The organism is Segatella maculosa DSM 19339 = JCM 15638, assembly GCF_000382385.1.
Taxonomy (GTDB): domain Bacteria; phylum Bacteroidota; class Bacteroidia; order Bacteroidales; family Bacteroidaceae; genus Prevotella; species Prevotella maculosa.
In genome coordinates this window covers 169496-188333 of sequence record NZ_KB908320.1, presented here as the reverse complement: position 1 = coordinate 188333, position 18838 = coordinate 169496, and the positions used below count along the sequence as shown (strand labels likewise).

The window sequence follows — 18838 nt, the reverse complement described above, 5'->3', positions numbered from 1 at the left end:
GGGTACGGTATACCCATGACAATGGGTACGGTACACCCATGACAATAGGTACGGTACACCTACAGTGATGGGTACGGTACACCTTCGTACAACGGTGTATTACACCTCTATCCAAGGGCATGCTACACCAATCTGCCACATCATGTGCGAGCAGGTGGTTTTGTGCCCTCTTTTTCTGTCCCGGCCCTTGCGTATGTGCGCTTTTCTTTGTATATTTGCACCGTTTTGAAAACAACATAACATCAGACTATGAACATTTCGTATAAATGGCTTAAGGAATACGTCGACTTCGACCTCACGCCGCAGGAGACGGCAGAAGCGCTGACTTCCATCGGACTGGAAGTCGGGGGCTTGGAAGAAGTGCAGACCGTCAAGGGCGGGCTGAAGGGGCTCTACGTCGGGCAGGTGCTCACGTGCGAGCCTCACCCCAACAGCGACCATCTTCATGTGACGACGGTGGATTTGGGAAAAGATGAAGCGCAACAGATTGTGTGCGGCGCACCGAACGTGGCGGCCGGGCAGAAGGTCATCGTGGCCGATCTGGGCTGTGTGCTCTACGACGGCGAGGAGTCGTTCACCATCAAGCGGAGCAAGTTGCGTGGTGTGGAGTCGCTGGGCATGATATGTGCCGAGGACGAGATAGGCGTGGGTAGCAGTCACGACGGCATTATCGTGCTGCCCGATGACGCCGTGGTTGGCACGCCCGCAGCAGAATACTATCAGCTGGAGAGCGACTGGGTGCTCGAGGTGGACATTACGGCCAACCGTGGCGATGCACTGTCGCACTACGGAGTGGCACGCGACTTCCATGCGTGGCTCAAGCAGCAGGGAAGACCCACTGGCCTGCATCGCCCGTCGTGCGATGCTTTCAAGGTGGACAACGAAGACCTGCCGATAGACGTGGAAATCGAGAACACCGAGGCGTGCAGACGGTATGCCTGTGTGAGCATCACCGATTGCGACGTGAAGGAAAGTCCGGCGTGGCTGCAGGACAAGTTGCGCGTCGTGGGTCTGCGCCCCATCAATAATATCGTCGACATTACAAACTACGTGATGATGGCCTATGGGCAACCGATGCACTGCTTTGATGCCGACATGGTGAAGGGGCACAGGATTGTGGTGCGCACGCAGCCCGAAGGCACCAAGTTCGTGACTCTCGACGGCGAGGAACATACGCTTGGCGGACGCGACCTGAGCATCTGTAACGCCGAGGAGCCGATGTGTATCGCCGGCGTGTTCGGCGGAAAGGGTAGCGGTACGTATGACACCACGCGCAACGTGGTGCTCGAGAGTGCGTGGTTCCACCCCACGTGGATTCGCAAGAGTGCGCGTCGCCACGGGTTGAGCACCGATGCCAGCTATCGCTTCGAGCGTGGCATCGACCCCGAAGGCATCATTTATGCCCTGAAGCAGGCGGCCATCTTGTGTAAGGACCTGGCCGGCGGAAAGGTCTCAATGCAGATAAAGGACGTTTATCCCAAACCGATAGACGACTTCAAGGTTAGTCTTTCCTACGATTATGTGCATAGGCTCATCGGTAAAGAGATAGGCAAGGAGACCATCAAGAACATTGTTGCCAGCTTGGAGATGAAGATTGTCGGCGAGACCGAAGCAGGCGTCGAGTTGCTTGTTCCGTCCTATCGTTCCGATGTGCAGCGTCCTTGCGATGTCGTGGAGGATATCCTGCGCATCTATGGATACAACAACGTGGAGATCCCGACACAGTTGAAGAGTTCGCTGACCATTGCCGGCGACGAGGATAGGAAGCACCGACTGGCTAACCTCATCGGCGAGCAGTTGGTGGGCTGCGGGTTCAACGAGATACTCAATAACTCGCTCTCGAGACTCTCTTATTATACAGACCTCGACCTGAATGCCTATCCCGAAGCGAACACGGTCAAGCTGATGAACCCCTTGAGTGCCGACCTTGGTGTGATGCGTCAAACGTTGCTCTTCGGTGGTTTGGAAAGCATCATGCGCAACGTAAATCGGCGCAACGGCAATCTACGCTTCTTCGAAACGGGCAATGTCTATCGGTATGATAAAGAGAAATGGAATGCCGAAGCTCCGGCCAAGGCTTACAGCGAAGACCAGCATCTGGCACTTTGGTTGACAGGTAAGCGCGTAGAAGGCTCGTGGGCTCATGCCGATGAAGATATGAGCTTCTACGAACTCAAGGCCTACGTGCAGAATATCTTTGTTCGGGCTGGTGTTCCTGCGGGCATGTTGGTCATCAACAAGAGCGACAACAACATCTTCAGCAAGGGACTTGCCTATGCGAACCGCGGAGGCAAGGTGCTGGCCGAGGTGGGTATTCTGAATGGAAAGCTCTTGAAACGGTTCGACATCAGTCGGCCGGTTTATTATGCAGACATAGATTGGGAGGCATTGGCCAAGCTATCCGGCAAGCGGGAAATCGTGTTCGAGGAAATCAGCAAGTTCCCTGCCGTGAGTCGTGACTTGGCACTGTTGATAGACAAGGACGTTACGTTCGGACAAATAGAGCAGATTGCCCTGCAGACCGAGAAGAAGCTCCTGAAACGTGTAGAACTCTTCGATGTCTATGAGGGCAAGAACCTGCCCGCAGGCAAGAAAAGCTATGCCGTGAACTTCATCTTGCAGGATGCCGGAAGGACGCTCAACGACAAGGCTATCGATGGAGTTATGCAGAAACTTATCAAGCAACTCTCTGCCAAACTCGGTGCTGAACTGAGATAAATACGCTTAGAAACAAACAAAAACAGATAAACAAAATGGGAAGAGCATTTGAATACCGCAAAGCAACGAAGCTGAAACGGTGGGGGCACATGGCCCGTGTATTTACGAAACTGGGTAAACAGATTGCCATCGCCGTGAAGGCCGGCGGTCCCGAACCCGAGAATAATCCTACGCTTCGCGCATTGATAGCCAACTGTAAGCGCGAGAACATGCCGAAGGATAACATCGAGCGGGCCATCAAGAACGCCATGGGCAAGGACCAAAGCGAATACAAGGAAGTTACTTACGAAGGCTACGGGCCTCACGGCGTGGCAGTGTTGGTGGATACCTTGACCGACAACACTACGCGAACAGTGGCCGACGTGCGTTCCGTCTTCAACAAGTTCAGTGGCAACATGGGAACGACAGGTAGTCTTTCCTTTCTTTTCGACCACAAGTCGGTCTTTACATTCAAAAAGAAAGAGGGACTCGACATGGATGAACTCATACTCGATTTGATAGACTATGGCGTGGAAGACGAGTACGACGAAGATGAGGAGGAGAACGAAATCACCATCTACGGCGACCCGAAGAGTTTCGGCGACATTCAGAAGCACCTCGAGTCTGAAGGTTTCGAGGTCACCGGTGCCGAGTTCACCTATATCCCCAACGATTTGAAAGACGTGACGGCTGAAGCGCGCGAGACCATAGACAAGATGGTTGAGAAACTCGAAGAGTTCGACGACGTTCAGACTGTCTACACGAACATGAAGCCCGAGGAATAACCGGGGCAACCTTTTCGACAGTTAGGGTAGGAATGACGCTACCCTAACTGTCGTTTTTTTTATCCGTCAAATCGTAATCTGATATCGGCCACATGGCTTTGCAATCTCAGCTATTTCACCTCGTAATATGACTCATATCACCGCCCGAAATGGCTGAGATCGAGTCGCAGAAGGGTTGAAATAAGAGAAGAGGCTTGGAAATCGTTCCAAATTGGTCATCAGAGGCTCTTCGCCCTAAGGCGACGTTAACACACGTTTACGTTTGACACTTTCGCCCTAGGGCGACGTTAAGACACGTTTACATTTAGAACTTTCGCCCTAGGGCGATGTTAATTTATGTTTTCATTTGAACCTTCGCCCTAGGGCGACGTTAACACATGTTTGCGTTTGGTGCTTTCGCCCCGGGGCGAAAGGTTGCCATCGTTCGCTGTGGCGTTTGCGCACATGGCGCAGGACTAATTGCCAATCCGGATTTATCGGGTGTAGAAATCTATCAGTCGGGCGATGGCTCTTTGGCATACGGGGCAGAAATCCGGGCTTTCATTGGTGCGCATGCGACAATCCTGCATGGGACGATACACGCCTTTCAGGGCATATCCGGCCCCTTCGTACACGCCGACACGTTGGCGATTGTTCTCTGTGGCGGGTGTGGGCACGGGCGTTCCTTTCTTTATCATGTCTACCCATTTGTCGCGGAAGCGGGTCAGCGTCGTGATATTCGGCTCCCACGGCTCAATGTCGTGAGGATAAATCGGAATTTGCTCGAAGTCGTATCCGTATTCGTCTGCCAATCCGGCGAAACTGTGGCCAAATTCATGAACAACCACCGCATTGGTGAGCCTGTGGTGCGCCATCGACAGGTTGTAGGAATTGAGAATACCGCCTCCGCCATAGTGGTCGGTGTTGACGAGGACAATGATGTGTTCATAGGGAATGCCGGCAAGTAGGTCGTGCATGTCTTTGAGATGCAGCGTGGTCAGGTATCTGTCGCTGTAGAATGTGTCGAAGTGGCTGCTCAGCGCGGTGTGTTTCCAAATGCCTTTCGAGGGGATAGAGGTCCCGCTGTCCTTGGACGGTGCTTCGACGGCAACCACCGAGAAGCGGTCTTTCAGCCCCTTGAAAGGCTCATGGGCGAAGATGGCATTCATGGCATGGGTAGCATCGCTGATGAATGTCGGCATCTCAGCCGGCCGGTAGCCTTCGGCGACAAATGCGATGCGGATACAGGCTGTGCTGTCTTTGGGCGCGAGCAGCTGTACATGCGGTGTTTGCCTGTCGTAGCCTATCTTTCTGATGAGGATATCGGTCGGAACCACTTGATGATGCATGGAAGCCATCGGCTTTCGTCGATTGTCATAGAGGGTGAGGGTCACGTCTATGGTGTCTTTGGGCATCGGTACTAGGAAAACGTTCTCGAAACTTCGCGGAGTGGTCTTGGCTTCGTCGTAAGAGAGCCATTCCTGAAAGAGTGTGGAAAAGGAGTTCTTGTAGATGATGCTGTCAGATCGATGGTCGCGCACGATGATTTGCCCATTGCCTTCGACGGGCACTTCGGTCAATCGCCTGCGCTTTCCATACCATCGTGGTGAGCAGTTCAGTTTGTCCAAAGCAATTTCCTGATGCTTTGTGTTTCCCGAGAAGGTGTAGTCGATGCGTAGTGTCGCGTCGGTGAAATAGTCTTCAAAGCGTTGTGCCTTGGCATTGAGATTCAGCAAAAGTACTGAAAGGAGGAGTATCTTTTTCATATCAGGTTCATTTCTTCAAGGAGTTGTCGGATATAGGGACGTTTCCAATCGTCTTTATGTAGTTTTTTGTCTCCGAAACGGAGAAGGTCTATGTCGATGACAATAACGCCATTCTTTCGCTGTTGCATGGTGTCGCCACATGAATGCTCTATGCGCTTGATGTCTCGGAGCGTATCTTCAAGACCGCCTTTCGCGGAGCAGACGGCGAGTGTGTTGACAAAGTGCGGTGAAGCTATGCCGATGGGCTTCGTCCGTAAGTGTGCGGAGAAGATGATGTCGGGGAAATGTTCCTTCAACATGATTTCCGCATGCCGGATATGCTGCATCGGATGGTAATTCGATCCCAGTACGATGATGAGTTTCTTATCGTCAGACATATTGCAAAATTACTAATAATTGATAAAAGCCCCTATGTTTCTTGTGTTTTTTTCTGATATTTCGTAATTTTGCCGCTATGACGAAAAGAATATGCCTCTTCCTGTTTGCTTGTTTGTTTTTTATATCGCATCTCTCTGCACAGATGCGTTGGAACTCGGTATATCAGGAATACATCGACCAATATAAAGACCTTGCGATAGAGGAGATGTTGCGTTATAACATTCCTGCAAGTATTACTTTGGCTCAGGGAATTTTTGAGAGTGGAGCCGGCAGAAGTGAGCTGTCTGTAAAGGGCAACAATCACTTTGGTATCAAGTGTCACGGCTGGACAGGGCGAAGCGTTTACCATGACGATGACGCACGCAACGAATGCTTTCGAGCATACGATAATGTATTGCAAAGCTACGAGGATCATAGTAAATTCTTGCGGTATAACGTAAGATACAACAGTCTCTTTACGCTCCAACGTACGGATTATCGTGGTTGGGCACAGGGATTGAAGGCTTGCGGATATGCAACCAATCCGAGATATGCGGACAAGTTGATAGAACTGATCGAGCTCTATAAACTTTATGAACTTGACAAGGCCACCAGCTATGACAAGTTTATGGCGAAGCGTGGAGGATACGATAAGCCTGTATCGCAAGGCATGAGCCTTCATCCAATCAAGATTTATAACAAAAACTATTATATCATTGCGCGCGCCGGCGACACATTTAAGGGTATAGGCGAAGAGATAGACATTTCCTATCGTAAGATTGCAAAGTATAACGAGCGCGACAAGCACGACGTGCTCCATGCAGGTGAGATTATTTATCTGAAGAAGAAGCAGAAGAAGGCAGACAAGGTTTATAAGAACCGACCACATATCGTGAAGGCTGGCGAGAGTATGTACAGCATCGCACAACGCTATGGTATCCGCCTCAAGAGTCTTTACAAGAAGAATCATCTGTCGCCGGATTATCAAGCGAGAGTGGGAGATACGTTGAGGGTGTATTGAGCCGCTCAATGAAAAAATCCCTTTATCATCCGATTGTTCGGAGATGATAAAGGGATTTATATTATGTTTAAGATAAATCAGAGAATGTCTTTAACTGCGTCAAGCATACCTTTCTCTTGGATTAAATCAAGATACTTCTTCACCTGTTCGGTTAAACCGGGAACGGTTTTGTTAAGGTCTTTATGCCAGATATAGTCGAAAGCGAGAACACCCTCTGCCACCTTTTGCGTGTCGCCGGTGTTCCAGAGTTCGGTCAGTCTGTCCATAATCTTCTTGTCGTCATTCGGAGTGATGGCGGTTCCGTCCGAACGCTTTCCACCTTTATAATAAGTGATGATGGCAGCTAAACCGAATACCAATCCGCGCGGAAGTTCACCCTTTCTTTCCAAATAAATCTTTAGGCCGGGCAGATCGCGAGTTTCATATTTCGGGAAAGAGTTGAGCATGATTGAAGTGACCTGATGATCAACGAACGGGTTTTCGAACCGTTCCATTACATCAGTTGCAAACTGCTGGAGTTCTTCCATAGGCAAGTCTAAGGTTTGCATGAGTTCGTCAAACTGCACTTTATGGATATATTTCCCTATCACGGGGTGTTCGCAGGCATCACGCACAATATCGACGTTGCTTAAGAAGGCCACCGGCGATAGCACCGTATGCGGACCGTTCAGCAGGGTTACTTTGCGGGCATGATAGGGTTTTTCATTGTCTGTGATGAGCACGTGCAGGCCGGCCTTGTGTGCAGGGAACTCTTCCTGCAGTTGCTCCACGGTCATGTTCTCGGCCTTCTCAATCACCCATAGATGGAAGCTCTCGGCTTTCACCACAAGGTTGTCCTTATAGCAAATCTTCTCTTGGATTTCCTTAATCGTATCGCGTGGGAAGCCCGGGACGATACGGTCTACAAGGGTGGCGCAAACGAAGCAATGGTCTCTGAACCATGCTTTGAAGCCTTCGTAATCGGCCCCTAAATCAGCTTTCCACAAGTCGATATATTGGTTGATGCAAGCCTTCAGATGATGTCCGTTGAGGAATATCAATTCGCACGGCATGATGATCATGCCCTTGTCGGGCGCACCATTAAAGTATTGATAGCGGTGGAACAGCAGCTGCACAAGCTTGCCCGGATAGCTCGAAGCCGGTGCGTCGGTAAACTTGCAGCTGTCGTCGAAAGCAATACCGGCCTCGGTCGTGTTTGATATGATGAAGCGCATTTCAGGTTGTTCGGCCAAGGCTATGAAAGCCTGATGCTGAGTATAGGGATTAAGCGCACGACTGATGGCATCGATGCGTGTCAGGGTGTTGACGGGCCGACCGTTTTCCTTGCCTTGCAGATTGAGATGATAAAGACAGTCTTGCCCGTTCAGCCAATCTACCATACCGCGTTCGATGGGTTGTACGACGACAACAGACGAGTTGAAATCCGTTTTTTGATTCATGTTGTGGATAATCCAATCGACAAAGGCACGGAGAAAGTTTCCTTCGCCAAACTGAATAATTCTTTCGGGCATCGTGCTTTTGGGAGCAGTGAGCTTGTTCAGGGATTTTAATTCTTTCATGATTAGTTTCCTAATATTTGTTTGATTGCGTTATATGATGGTTGCTGCAAAAGTAATCATTTTGGAGATTGGCAAGGCATGATGACTGTAAAAACATCACGTAAAGGTTTACGCTTCTTATTGGCTGTGTTTAGATTTCCTATAAGGAAAGGTAAAGGCTTCCTATAAGGAAAGGTCGAGGATTCATATAAGGAAGAGTCGAGGCTTCCTATAAGGAAAGGTCAAGACTTCCTATAAGGAATACAATCGTCTTCCTTTTGGAGGTGTGGAAGGACTACTATTAGTAGTCGTAGAGGACTACTATCAGTAGTACAATAGGATTACTATTGGAAGTCGTAGAGGACTACTATTGGAAGTAGGATAGGACTTCCAGTGGAGGTAGGATAGGACCTCCAGTGGAGATAGGATAGGACTTCCAATGGAGATAGGAGAGGACTTCCATTGGAGGTAGGACAGGACTTCCAATGGAAGTAGAAACGGGCCCCTTGGCCCGGTCTTTAGCGACAGACGGAAACCAAGCCGTTGCAATGGCTGGACATGAAACATAAATTCATAAGTTTTTGTGATTGTTGGATTAAACCTAATCGCGAAGGCCGCGTCTAAACCACCGAATTTATTTTGAAATCATTGATGAGAAAATCTATCTTAATCTTGCTGATGGCCATTGCGTGCGGAAGCGGCTTCGCGCAGAGCCGGCTTGTCAGCGGACTTCTTTCTGACAGAGACAGTAAAGAACCTTTGCCACAGACCACGGTGCAGCTGCTTCGCGCCCGTGACAGTTCGTTCGTTGCGGGAACGGTTTCCGACAACGACGGAAAGTTCTCGGTGAAGGCGCCCGACGACGGGCTTTATCTCGTCAGAATCACCGGCATCGGCTATAAGACGCTGCTGCGTCAGGTCAATGTCGTCAATGGGAAAGACGTGGACTTGGGCACGATCGTGATGGGGGCCGATGCCGTGATGCTGAAGGGGGCGACCATAACCGGTCAGGCAACCAAGGTGACGCTGAAAGAAGACACGTTCGTCTATAATGCCTCGGCCTATCGCACGCCCGAAGGTTCTACGATAGAAGAACTCGTGAAGCGTCTGCCCGGTGCCCGTATCAGCGACGACGGCAAGATAACCATCAACGGCAAAGAGGTGAAGAAGATACTCATCGAGGGCAAGGAATTCATGACGGGCGACACGAAGACTGCGCTGAAGAACATTCCTGCGTCGGTTATCAACAACATCAAGGCCTACGACCAAAAGAGCGATCTGGCCAAAGTAACCGGCATCGATGACGGCGAGGAAGAGACCGTGCTCGACTTCGGTGTGAAGGCCGGAATGAACAAAGGCGTCTTCGGCAATGTAGACCTCGGGGTAGGCACCGACGGTCGCTATACGAACCGCGGTATGGGAGCTTCGTTCGATGATAAGAGCCGACTGATGGTCTTCGCGAATGCCAACAATACCAACGACCAAGGCTTTCCGGGCGGAGGCGGGTTCGGACGCTTCGGGGCCGGCGCACAGGGACTGAATGCTACGAAGATGCTGGGGGTGAACTATAACTTCGAACTGAAAGACAAACTGCAGCTGGACGCTTCCTTGCGTTGGAACCATTCTGATGGCGATGTCAGTTCCTTCGGCTCTTCCGAGAACTTTGTCAGCAAGGTGGGAGCGTTCTCCAACAGCAACGATAAGACCTTTTCGCGCAGCGACTCGTGGGACGGGCGCATGCGTGTGGAATGGAAACCCGATTCGATGACCGTCGTTACGTTCCGCCCGAAGTTCACTTATACCGGTAGCGACAGCTATTCGAACAACCTCTCCGCTTCTTACAATGCCGACCCCTATCTCTATGTGACCGACCCGCTGTCAGCAGCGTCGCTGGCCCAGCTTGAGGCCGACGACCTGATGGTTAACAAGCGCGAGAGCAAGAGCATTGTGAACGCCGGGAACAAGCGTGTCGGCGGTATGCTGCAATACAATCGCAAGTTGGGCGTGCGAGGGCGGAACGTTACGTTGCGCGTTGATGCTAATTATGGAAAGAACGACAGTAAGAACCTTTCCATGAACAACGTCCACCTCTATCAGGTGCAGAACAAACTGGGGCAGGATTCCACTTATCAGAAGAACCGCTGGAGCTTGATGCCGACAACGAATCATGGTTACAGTGCCCGTTTCACCTACAGTGAACCTATTCTGCATGCGACCTTCTTGCAGTTCAGCTATGAGTTTCAATACAAGTTCAGCAAGAGCGACCGCTCGACCTATGATTTCAGCAACTTAGGCGAGCACTTCTTCAGCGGTCTTTCCCTTGGCTACGGTGCATGGGACGCTTATCTCTCCCGACTGGCCAATCCGCTGGGAAGCTATTTCGACAAGCGGTTGAGTCGTTATTCCGAATATCGCAATTATATCCACGACTTCCAACTGATGCTGCGCATCGTCCGTAAGAAGTATAATTTCAATGTGGGCATGATGGTACAGCCGCAGCAATCGAAGTACATGCAGGATTATCAGGGAATTCATGTCGACACGATGCGTAGGGTCACCAATGTCGCGCCGACGCTCGATTTCCGCTATCGCTTCAGTAAGGTGAGCAATCTTCGCATCAATTACCGGGGCACAACCTCGCAGCCGAGCATGACGCAATTGCTCGATATCACCGACGATAGCGACCCGTTGAATATCTCCATGGGTAATCCGGGGCTGAAGCCTTCGTTCACCAATAACTTCAGGTTTTTCTACAACAACTATATAGAAAGCAAGCAGCGGGCCGTCATGGCGTTTCTGAATTATAGCAACACGCGCAACGGTATCAGTAACAGGGTGACCTACGATGACAAGACCGGCGGACGGACAACACGCCCGGAGAACATTAACGGAAACTGGAACGTGAACGGTGCCCTAATGTTTAATACGGCAATCGACTCTGCCGGACATTTCAATGTCAATACCTTCACCAACGTGAACTATAATAACTATGTGGCTTATGCCGCCCGGAACGCCAGCTCCTCATCTGTGAAGAATACGACCCGTTCGACCTCTTTGGGTGAGCGCCTTGAAACAAGCTACCGTAACAGTTGGCTGGAGCTTGCTCTCGATGGTTCGTTGAACTACACGCACAGCCGTAACCAACTTCAGCAGCAGAGCAATCTGGACACATGGCAATTCGCCTATGGCGGTTCGGTGAACATCTCGTTGCCATGGGGCATGTCGCTGGCAACCGATTTGCATAACAACTCGCGCCGTGGATACAACGATGCATCGATGAATACGAACGAACTGGTTTGGAATGCACAACTCTCACAGGGATTTTTGAAAGGGAGGTCACTGTCTGTCAGCCTGCAGTTCTATGATATTCTCCGTCGGCAGAGTAATTTCAGCCGTACGGTCACTGCACTCCGACGTAATGACATCACGTATAACAGCATCAATAGCTATGCCATGCTCCACGTTATTTACCGCCTGAACCTTTTTGGAGGAAAGGATGCCAATAAAGGTATGCCCGCTCCTCCCGTGGAGGGCGGACACGGCAAGGGCGGGCGCCACGGAAGGCCCATTGGTCCTCCGGGTGGCTTCGGTGGCTTTGGCGGAAGGCCGATGTAGTAAAAAAACGTCTGGAGCGCCGCACGCTGACACTCGAAAATAGAAAAAAGCCTAGGAGTGCCGCACTCTGACACTGAAACGTTAAGAAAAGCCTAGGAGTGCCACACTCTGGTAGTTAAACGTTAAGAAAAGTGTAGGAGCGCCGCACTCTGACAGTTAAACGTTAAGAAAAGTATAGGAGTGCCGTACTCTGGCACCTAAAAGTTAAAGAAAGTGTAGGAGTGTCACCCCTTCGGGGTTTGCTGCCTGAATATTCTTATCCCGAACCGACGTAACCAAAAACCGTCAAGCATGAATTTCGCCGGCAAGCGAACGCTTCAGCTGGTGCCGTATGGTCTGCGTGTCGTTCCCATATCTGCCATAGAGATACATCAGTTTTGTGACGGCTGCTTCGACCGTGCTGTCGCGCCCGCTGATGACCCCGGTCCCTTTCAGCTGATAGCCCGTGTCATAGCGTTCCATTTCGACAAAACCGGCCACACATTGGCTGATATTGACGACAGAAACGCCACGTTGGGTCGCTTTCTTCAGAATGTCTATCAACCAAGGCTGTTGTGGTGCGTTCCCGCTTCCGAAACTTCTCATGACGACACCTTTCAGTTCGGGGGCATCAAGAGCGTGTTTGAAAATATCAGCTTGAATGCCGGGGAAAAGGGAAAGCACCATGACGTTTGGATTCATGTCGAAATGCGGTATCATTGGTTTGGCGAAGTCGGGCTGTAAGATGTTGTGCTCCTGAAAATGGAAATCGACGCCGGCTTCACACAGATGTTGATAGTTGAAAGAGTCGAAGGCATCAAAGCCGTCGGCATTTCGCTTTGTCGAACGGTTCCCTCTTAGCAGGCTACCGCTGAAGTAGATGCAAACTTCCGGAACGATGGCCGTCCCGTCTTCATGTTGTGCAGCGGCAAGTTCGATGCTTGTGATGAGATTTTCTTTTCCGTCGGTCCGCAGTTGCCCGATCGGCAGCTGGCTTCCTGTGAGGATCACGGGCTTGGTCAGGTTTTCAAGCATGAACGACAACGCCGACGCCGTATAGGCCATGGTGTCTGTCCCGTGCAGAATGACGAAACCGTCGTACGCTTCATATCTGTTGGCAATGATTCTCACGAGCTCGGCCCAATGTTCCGTTGCCATGTCGCTGGAGTCGATGGGCCGTTCGAATTGGAGGATATCGATATTGATTGAAAGATATTTCATCTCTGGGAGATTGCTCACCAGATGGTTGAAATCCAAGGGCTCCAAAGCGTTTGTCTGCCTGTTCCTGCCCATTCCGATGGTCCCTCCCGTATAAATGAGCAGGACGCTTCCCGTATAATTTGTTCTTCTTTTGTTGTCTGTGTGCATACGTCATCGTTTGCGTAAAAATCGGTGCAAATATAGCCCAAATTTCCCGTAGTTCCAAAAAATAAATGTATATTTGCATCACAAAATCAATCGAAATAACCGAGTCAATTATGAAACAGTTTATGGATGAGAATTTCCTGTTGGAGACTGCAACCGCGCAGGAACTTTTTCACAATCATGCGGCAAAAATGCCAATTATTGATTATCATTGTCATTTGATACCCGAAATGGTGGCAAACGATCATCGTTTTCGCAGTATTACGGAATTGTGGTTGGGTGGAGACCATTATAAATGGCGGGCTATGCGTACGAACGGAGTGGACGAGAGGTATTGTACGGGTGAAGACACCGATGATTGGGAAAAGTTCGAGAAATGGGCTGAGACGGTCCCCTATACATTTCGTAATCCACTTTACCATTGGAGCCATTTGGAATTGAAAACGGCCTTTGGCATCACCAAGCAGTTGAGTCCTAAGACTGCGCGTGAAATCTATGACGAATGTAATGAGAAACTTCAACAGCCGGAGTTCAGTGCCCGTGGTCTGATGCGTCATTATCATGTTGAGTGTGTTTGTACGACAGATGATCCGATAGATGACCTTCGTTATCACAAGCAGACGCGTGAAAGCGGTTTCGAGATCAGAATGATACCGGCATGGCGTCCTGATCGGGCAATGAATATAGAAAAAACAGATTTTGCCGACTATGTAGGTAAACTGGCTGAAGTGAGTGGGGTAGAGATTTGCAGGTTTGTCGATATGATGGAGGCACTTCAAAAGCGTCATGATTTCTTTTCAGATAATGGTTGTCGACTTTCCGACCACGGCGTGGAAGAGTTCTATGATGATCCTTATACAGATAGTCAGATTGACATTATTTTTGAAAAGGCTCTCCGTGGTCAGCAGCTCAGTGCCGTGGAAATCCGCCAATACAAGCACGCTTTTCTTAAAATGTGCGCGGAGATGGATCATGCGGCAGATTGGACACAACAATATCACTATGGTGCCATTCGTGACAACAATACGCTCATGTTTAATAAACTGGGTGCAGATACAGGGTTCGACTCTATTGGTGAGTTTAATACGGCACGGGCCATGAGTCATTTCCTGAATGAACTGAATCTGGAAGGAAAACTCACGCGTACAATACTCTACTGTCTAAATCCCTGTGCCAATGAAGTAATAGCGACAATGCTTGGCAATTTCCAAGATGGTTCATGCCCGGGCAAGATACAGTTTGGCTCAGGCTGGTGGTTCAACGACCAGCTTGACGGTATGACTCGTCAAATGAATGCACTTTCTGTACTTGGTTTGTTGAGTCGTTTTGTGGGTATGTTGACCGATAGCCGTTCGTTCCTGAGCTATCCGCGACATGAATATTTCCGTCGTCTGCTTTGTAATCTGTTGGGTAATGATGTGGAAAAAGGCCTTTTGCCAAACGACAAGGAAACTTTGGCCCGCATGGTAGAAGATATTTCCTATTACAATGCCCGAAATTATTTCAAATTCTGAAAGATTCCTCCGGGTTTATCGGAGAAGTAAACATAAGAAATGCCGGTTTCAATCAAGAGACCGGCATTCTATTGTTTGTTTGGAATAAGTGCTTCTTATTTAAGCTTTTGTTTTCTCTGCATAAGCCTCCGGGGAGAGAACAGATACTGTACTTTTATTATATTTGCCTTTGTGGAAGTAAACCACACCGTCTGCAAGTGCATAGAGTGTGTCGTCCTTTCCTTGAGCAACATTCTCACCGGCATAATGCTTATTACCACGCTGGCGAACGATGATGTTTCCAGCGATAATCTTCTGACCACCCCAAATCTTAACGCCTAATCTCTGTGAAGCTGATTCGCGTCCGTTCTTGGAACTACCTACACCTTTTTTATGTGCCATTGTTCTTTCCTCCTGAATTTTAAGCGTTGATTGATTTAACTGTTACTTCCGTGAACTGTGAGCGATGACCGTTCTTGACACGATAGTCTTTGCGGCGCTTCATCTTGAAAACGATGACCTTGTCACCTTTCACAAGGGGGTTCACTACTTCTACTACTACTTTTGCACCATCGATTGTTGGTGCACCAACTGTCACTGCTCCGTTGTTGTCAACAAGCAGGACTCTGTTGAATTCAACAGTCTTACCTGTCTCTGCATCTTTAATGTGATGCACAAAGAGCTTTTTGCCCTCTTCAACTTTGAACTGTTGACCGTTAATCTCTACGATTGCGTACATTATTTATTTATTAAACGGGTTTTTCCGCAAGGCGACCGACATTTGCCGATACTTCTTCCGAGCCTAAAACGGACTAAATCGGTGCAAAGTTACGCTTTTTTGTTGAAACCCTACATCGGGCCTGTGACAATTATGTGGCTTTTAACGCAGATTAACGCTTCCATTGTCAGAGTTTCCCTTTGGTTGAGGGAAGTTCGAAATGATAGATGTCTCGCTTGACTGCCATTCTCAGTGAACGTGCAAGTGCTTTGAATATTCCCTCTATCTTATGATGTTCGTTGGTGCCTTCAGCTTTGATATTGAGGTTCATTCGTGCGGCATCGCTCAGACTCTTGAAAAAGTGGAAGAACATCTCCGTGGGCATCTCGCCAATCTTCTCCCGATGGAAGTCTGCGTCCCATACGAGCCAAGGGCGTCCTCCGAAGTCAAGTGCAATTTGACAAAGGCAGTCGTCCATGGGAAGGCAATAGCCATAACGCTCGATGCCCCGCTTGTCTCCTAATGCCTGCAAGAGGCAATCTCCGAGCACGATGGCTGTGTCTTCTATCGTATGATGCTCGTCTACTTCGAGATCGCCTTTTACGCGTATCGTGAGGTCCATCATGCCATGCTTGCCGATTTGTTCAAGCATGTGATCAAAGAAACCAAGTCCTGTATTGATATCGCATTTCCCCGTACCGTCAAGACAAAGCCTGACATGAACGTCGGTCTCTTTTGTTTGGCGATGAACTTCTGCGATGCGCTCACCGGCAAAGAGCAGTTCAGAAATCTTGTCCCATGTGATGCCTTCTTTTCCTAATATCAAAGCCTTGCAGCCAAGGTTCTCTGCCAACAGCGCATCGCTTTCCCGATCGCCTATGACATAGCTACCTTCTATATCATAAGCAGGATTATTCAGATAGTCCTTCAGCATGCCGACGCCCGGCTTCCGCATGGGCGAGCCGTCTTCGGGGAAGTGGCGGTCGATGAGTTGGTCGTCGAACGTAATGCCTTCCCCCTCAAGGGTTCGGAGGATAAGGTTATGGACGGGCCAGAACGTTTCTTCAGGGAAGGAAGCCGTCCCCAAACCGTCTTGGTTGCTCACCAGAACCAAGCGGAAGTCGAGCTTGTTGCAGATGAAGCCAAGGTTTCTGAACACGCCTTCCTTAAACTGTAGCTTCTCAAAAGCATCTATCTGCTCGTCGGCGGGCTCTTCGATGAGCGTGCCGTCGCGGTCGATGAATAGGAATTTCTGTCTCTTCATTTCAGTTCATTCTTATGTGTCTATATCGAAAGATGGTTTTAGCTGTTTCTTCGGCGGAACTCTGCGCAAGTGATAGCCGTAGCGACAGCCACGTTCAGCGATTCGGCCGTGGCACGTCCTTCGGCATAAGAGGGAATCCGCAGTCTGTGCCTGACTCTCTTGCCGATTTCGTGGGAGATGCCGTTACCCTCGTTGCCCATGATGATGAGCCCGTGAGAGGAAAGCGGTTCGCGGTAGATGTCGTTGCCGTCGAGCATGGTTCCGTAGACGGGAAAGTCGGTGGGCAACCGGTCGAGCATCGCTTCCAAATCGCCATAGTGCAGCCTTACGCGTGCAATGCTCCCCATTGTGGCCTGCACGACTTTGGGATTGTAGACATCGGCCGTTTCCGTAGAACAGTAGATGTTGCCGATGCCAAACCAGTCGGCTATGCGGATAATCGTGCCCAGATTGCCGGGGTCTTGCACGCCGTCGAGCATCAGCGAAAGCGACGTGGTGTCGATGGCATCGCTTGCTGCATCGTCGAAGAAAGGGAACAGGGCCAGCACTTGTTGCGGATGTTGCAGGAGACTCACCTTGCGTAGTTCCTCCTCGTCTACGGCAACGAGTTCGTTGGTCGGCGGTGCCGAGTGAGCGGAAAGCCATTCCTGCGTGGCCACTATCGTGTGTGCACAGCCCGAAGCCAACAGTTCGCCCACGACTTTATGCCCTTCGGCTATGAAGAGACGAGCCTGCTCGCGGTTCTTCTTCAGTCGGAGCGATTTGATGAATTTGACTTTTGCTTTGCTAATCATGTCTGCAAACTTACGGAAAAAATCCGTATTATGCACTGAAGGAGCCGACAAATTTGCGTCGTCTGCGCTTAAATCGCCCTGTTTCGGTAGGATTGTCGATGCAATACGAGGCGCGTCCGGCCGTCGGAACGTGAGAGACGGGCTTTGTAAGCGTGGTCCGTCGGCCGATAAAGAGGGAATGCAGGCCCGAAAACAGTACATCTCCGAGATGAGATATATAAGGAGTATCGAATTATCTGCACGCAGAGAAATATTTATCAGCGTGGAGAGAAATATTTATCAGCATGCAGAGAAATATTTATCAGCGTGCAGATAATTCGATACTTTAGTAATAAAGACGATGACAACTCTTAAGGGAGGAACGTCGGATGTGTAGTGTGATGCGCGCGGACAGCCTATAACAATGGGATAAATCGTGCAAAGTTTCATTTATTTTCGGTTATACCTTTCGGCTTCCTCACTTTTTTATTACCTTTGTAGCGCATAAGCAATACATTGATTTCACAACTATGGGAGTTTTCGGACTGTTTAATAAGAAGAAAAAGGAGACGCTCGACAAGGGACTTGAAAAGACGAAGGAGAGCGTGTTCGACAAGCTGACGCGGGCCGTTGCCGGTAAGTCGAAGGTCGATGACGAGGTTCTTGATAATCTTGAGGAAGTGTTGATAACGAGTGATGTGGGTGTGGGCACGACTTTGAAAATCATTGAACGGATAGAATCGCGTGTGGCACGTGATAAGTATGTCTCGACCTCTGAGCTGAACGGAATGCTGCGCGAAGAGATTGCTTCGCTGCTTGAAGAAAACAATGCGGCGGATAATGACGACTGGGAACTTCCTTGCGCGCATAAGCCTTACGTGATTCTGGTGGTTGGCGTCAACGGCGTTGGGAAAACGACGACAATCGGTAAGTTGGCCTATCAGTTTAAGAAGGCGGGAAAGAAGGTTTATCTTGGGGCTGCTGATACGTTCCGTGCGGCTGCCGTGGAGCAGATATCTGTTTGGGGCGAACGCGTCGGCGTGCCTGTCATCAAGCAGCAGATGGGAGCCGACCCGGCGAGCGTGGCATTCGATACGTTGCAGAGTGCCAAAGCCAATGGGGCTGATGTGGTGTTGATAGACACGGCAGGTAGGCTTCACAATAAGGTTGGGCTGATGAACGAACTGAAGAAAATCAAAGACGTGATGAAGAAGGTGTTGCCCGAAGCTCCCGACGAGGTGATGCTCGTTCTTGACGGTAGCACGGGACAGAATGCCTTTGAACAGGCTAAACAGTTCTCGGCAGTGACAAACATCACGAGTCTGGCTATTACGAAGCTGGACGGAACGGCCAAAGGCGGTGTGGTTATCGGTATCAGTGACCAACTGAAAGTGCCGGTGAAGTATATTGGCCTTGGCGAACAGATGGAGGATTTGCAGTTGTTCAACCGCAAAGAGTTCGTAGACTCACTGTTTGCTTGACGTATTG

The 18838-nt window shown here is 49.8% G+C and carries 14 protein-coding genes; 6 read left to right on the top strand and 8 right to left on the bottom strand.

Annotation, left to right across the window (positions count from 1 at the left end; translation table 11 throughout):
* The first annotated feature begins 249 nt into the window (after positions 1-249).
* Together pheT and H164_RS0102845 are read left to right on the top strand one after the other, a co-directional pair.
* Complete coding sequence (pheT, locus tag H164_RS0102850) at positions 250-2718, top strand: phenylalanine--tRNA ligase subunit beta (protein WP_019967216.1); 2469 nt, start codon at positions 250-252, stop codon at positions 2716-2718.
* Positions 2719-2753: 35 nt separating this feature from the next.
* The gene (locus tag H164_RS0102845; RefSeq protein ID WP_008563907.1) at positions 2754-3482 is read left to right on the top strand and encodes a YebC/PmpR family DNA-binding transcriptional regulator; all 729 of its coding nucleotides are present in this window, start codon (positions 2754-2756) and stop codon (positions 3480-3482) included.
* A 473-nt stretch (positions 3483-3955) separates the two neighbouring features.
* On the opposite strand, the gene H164_RS0102840 is transcribed toward H164_RS0102845, so the two are convergent.
* Together H164_RS0102840 and H164_RS0102835 are read right to left on the bottom strand one after the other, a co-directional pair.
* On the bottom strand, positions 3956-5227 hold the full coding sequence (locus H164_RS0102840) for a M64 family metallopeptidase (RefSeq protein WP_019967215.1): 1272 nt from the start codon (positions 5225-5227) through the stop codon (positions 3956-3958).
* A complete protein-coding gene (locus H164_RS0102835; protein ID WP_019967214.1) occupies positions 5224-5604 on the bottom strand; it encodes a 2-amino-4-hydroxy-6-hydroxymethyldihydropteridine diphosphokinase in 381 nt (126 codons plus the stop codon). The genes H164_RS0102840 and H164_RS0102835 overlap by 4 nt, the downstream gene beginning before the upstream one ends.
* A gap of 77 nt (positions 5605-5681) precedes the next feature.
* Here H164_RS0102835 and H164_RS0102830 point away from each other — a divergent pair, with 77 nt between their 5' ends.
* Positions 5682-6605: a glucosaminidase domain-containing protein gene (locus H164_RS0102830; RefSeq protein ID WP_019967213.1), complete on the top strand. Its 924-nt coding sequence runs from the start codon at positions 5682-5684 to the stop codon at positions 6603-6605.
* 77 nt (positions 6606-6682) lie between these two features.
* Here H164_RS0102830 and H164_RS0102825 read toward each other — a convergent pair whose 3' ends face one another.
* Positions 6683-8164: a tagaturonate reductase gene (locus H164_RS0102825; protein ID WP_019967212.1), complete on the bottom strand. Its 1482-nt coding sequence runs from the start codon at positions 8162-8164 to the stop codon at positions 6683-6685.
* A gap of 630 nt (positions 8165-8794) precedes the next feature.
* Here H164_RS0102825 and H164_RS0102820 point away from each other — a divergent pair.
* Positions 8795-11758, top strand: coding sequence for an outer membrane beta-barrel protein (locus tag H164_RS0102820; RefSeq protein ID WP_025829700.1), 2964 nt, complete (start codon positions 8795-8797; stop codon positions 11756-11758).
* 285 nt (positions 11759-12043) lie between these two features.
* Here the strand turns inward: H164_RS0102820 and H164_RS0102815 are convergent, their stop codons facing one another.
* A complete protein-coding gene (locus H164_RS0102815; RefSeq protein WP_019967210.1) occupies positions 12044-13105 on the bottom strand; it encodes an asparaginase in 1062 nt (353 codons plus the stop codon).
* Between the two features lie 110 nt (positions 13106-13215).
* Between H164_RS0102815 and uxaC the strand changes: the two genes are divergently transcribed.
* Complete coding sequence (uxaC, locus tag H164_RS0102810; protein ID WP_019967209.1) at positions 13216-14616, top strand: glucuronate isomerase; 1401 nt, start codon at positions 13216-13218, stop codon at positions 14614-14616.
* A gap of 99 nt (positions 14617-14715) precedes the next feature.
* On the opposite strand, the gene rpmA is transcribed toward uxaC, so the two are convergent.
* From rpmA to H164_RS0102790, 4 genes are all read right to left on the bottom strand, one after another.
* Positions 14716-14997, bottom strand: coding sequence for a 50S ribosomal protein L27 (gene rpmA / locus H164_RS0102805; RefSeq protein WP_008563918.1), 282 nt, complete (start codon positions 14995-14997; stop codon positions 14716-14718).
* Positions 14998-15016: 19 nt separating this feature from the next.
* On the bottom strand, positions 15017-15334 hold the full coding sequence (rplU, locus tag H164_RS0102800; protein ID WP_008563921.1) for a 50S ribosomal protein L21: 318 nt from the start codon (positions 15332-15334) through the stop codon (positions 15017-15019).
* A gap of 166 nt (positions 15335-15500) precedes the next feature.
* On the bottom strand, positions 15501-16577 hold the full coding sequence (hisB, locus tag H164_RS0102795) for a bifunctional histidinol-phosphatase/imidazoleglycerol-phosphate dehydratase HisB (RefSeq protein ID WP_019967208.1): 1077 nt from the start codon (positions 16575-16577) through the stop codon (positions 15501-15503).
* A gap of 38 nt (positions 16578-16615) precedes the next feature.
* Positions 16616-17371 carry an RNA methyltransferase gene (locus H164_RS0102790; protein ID WP_019967207.1) on the bottom strand — a complete coding sequence of 252 codons (756 nt, stop codon included), beginning with the start codon at positions 17369-17371 and terminating at the stop codon, positions 16616-16618.
* 509 nt (positions 17372-17880) lie between these two features.
* Here H164_RS0102790 and ftsY point away from each other — a divergent pair.
* A complete protein-coding gene (gene ftsY, locus H164_RS0102780) occupies positions 17881-18831 on the top strand; it encodes a signal recognition particle-docking protein FtsY (protein ID WP_008563924.1) in 951 nt (316 codons plus the stop codon).
* Positions 18832-18838 lie beyond the last annotated feature (7 nt).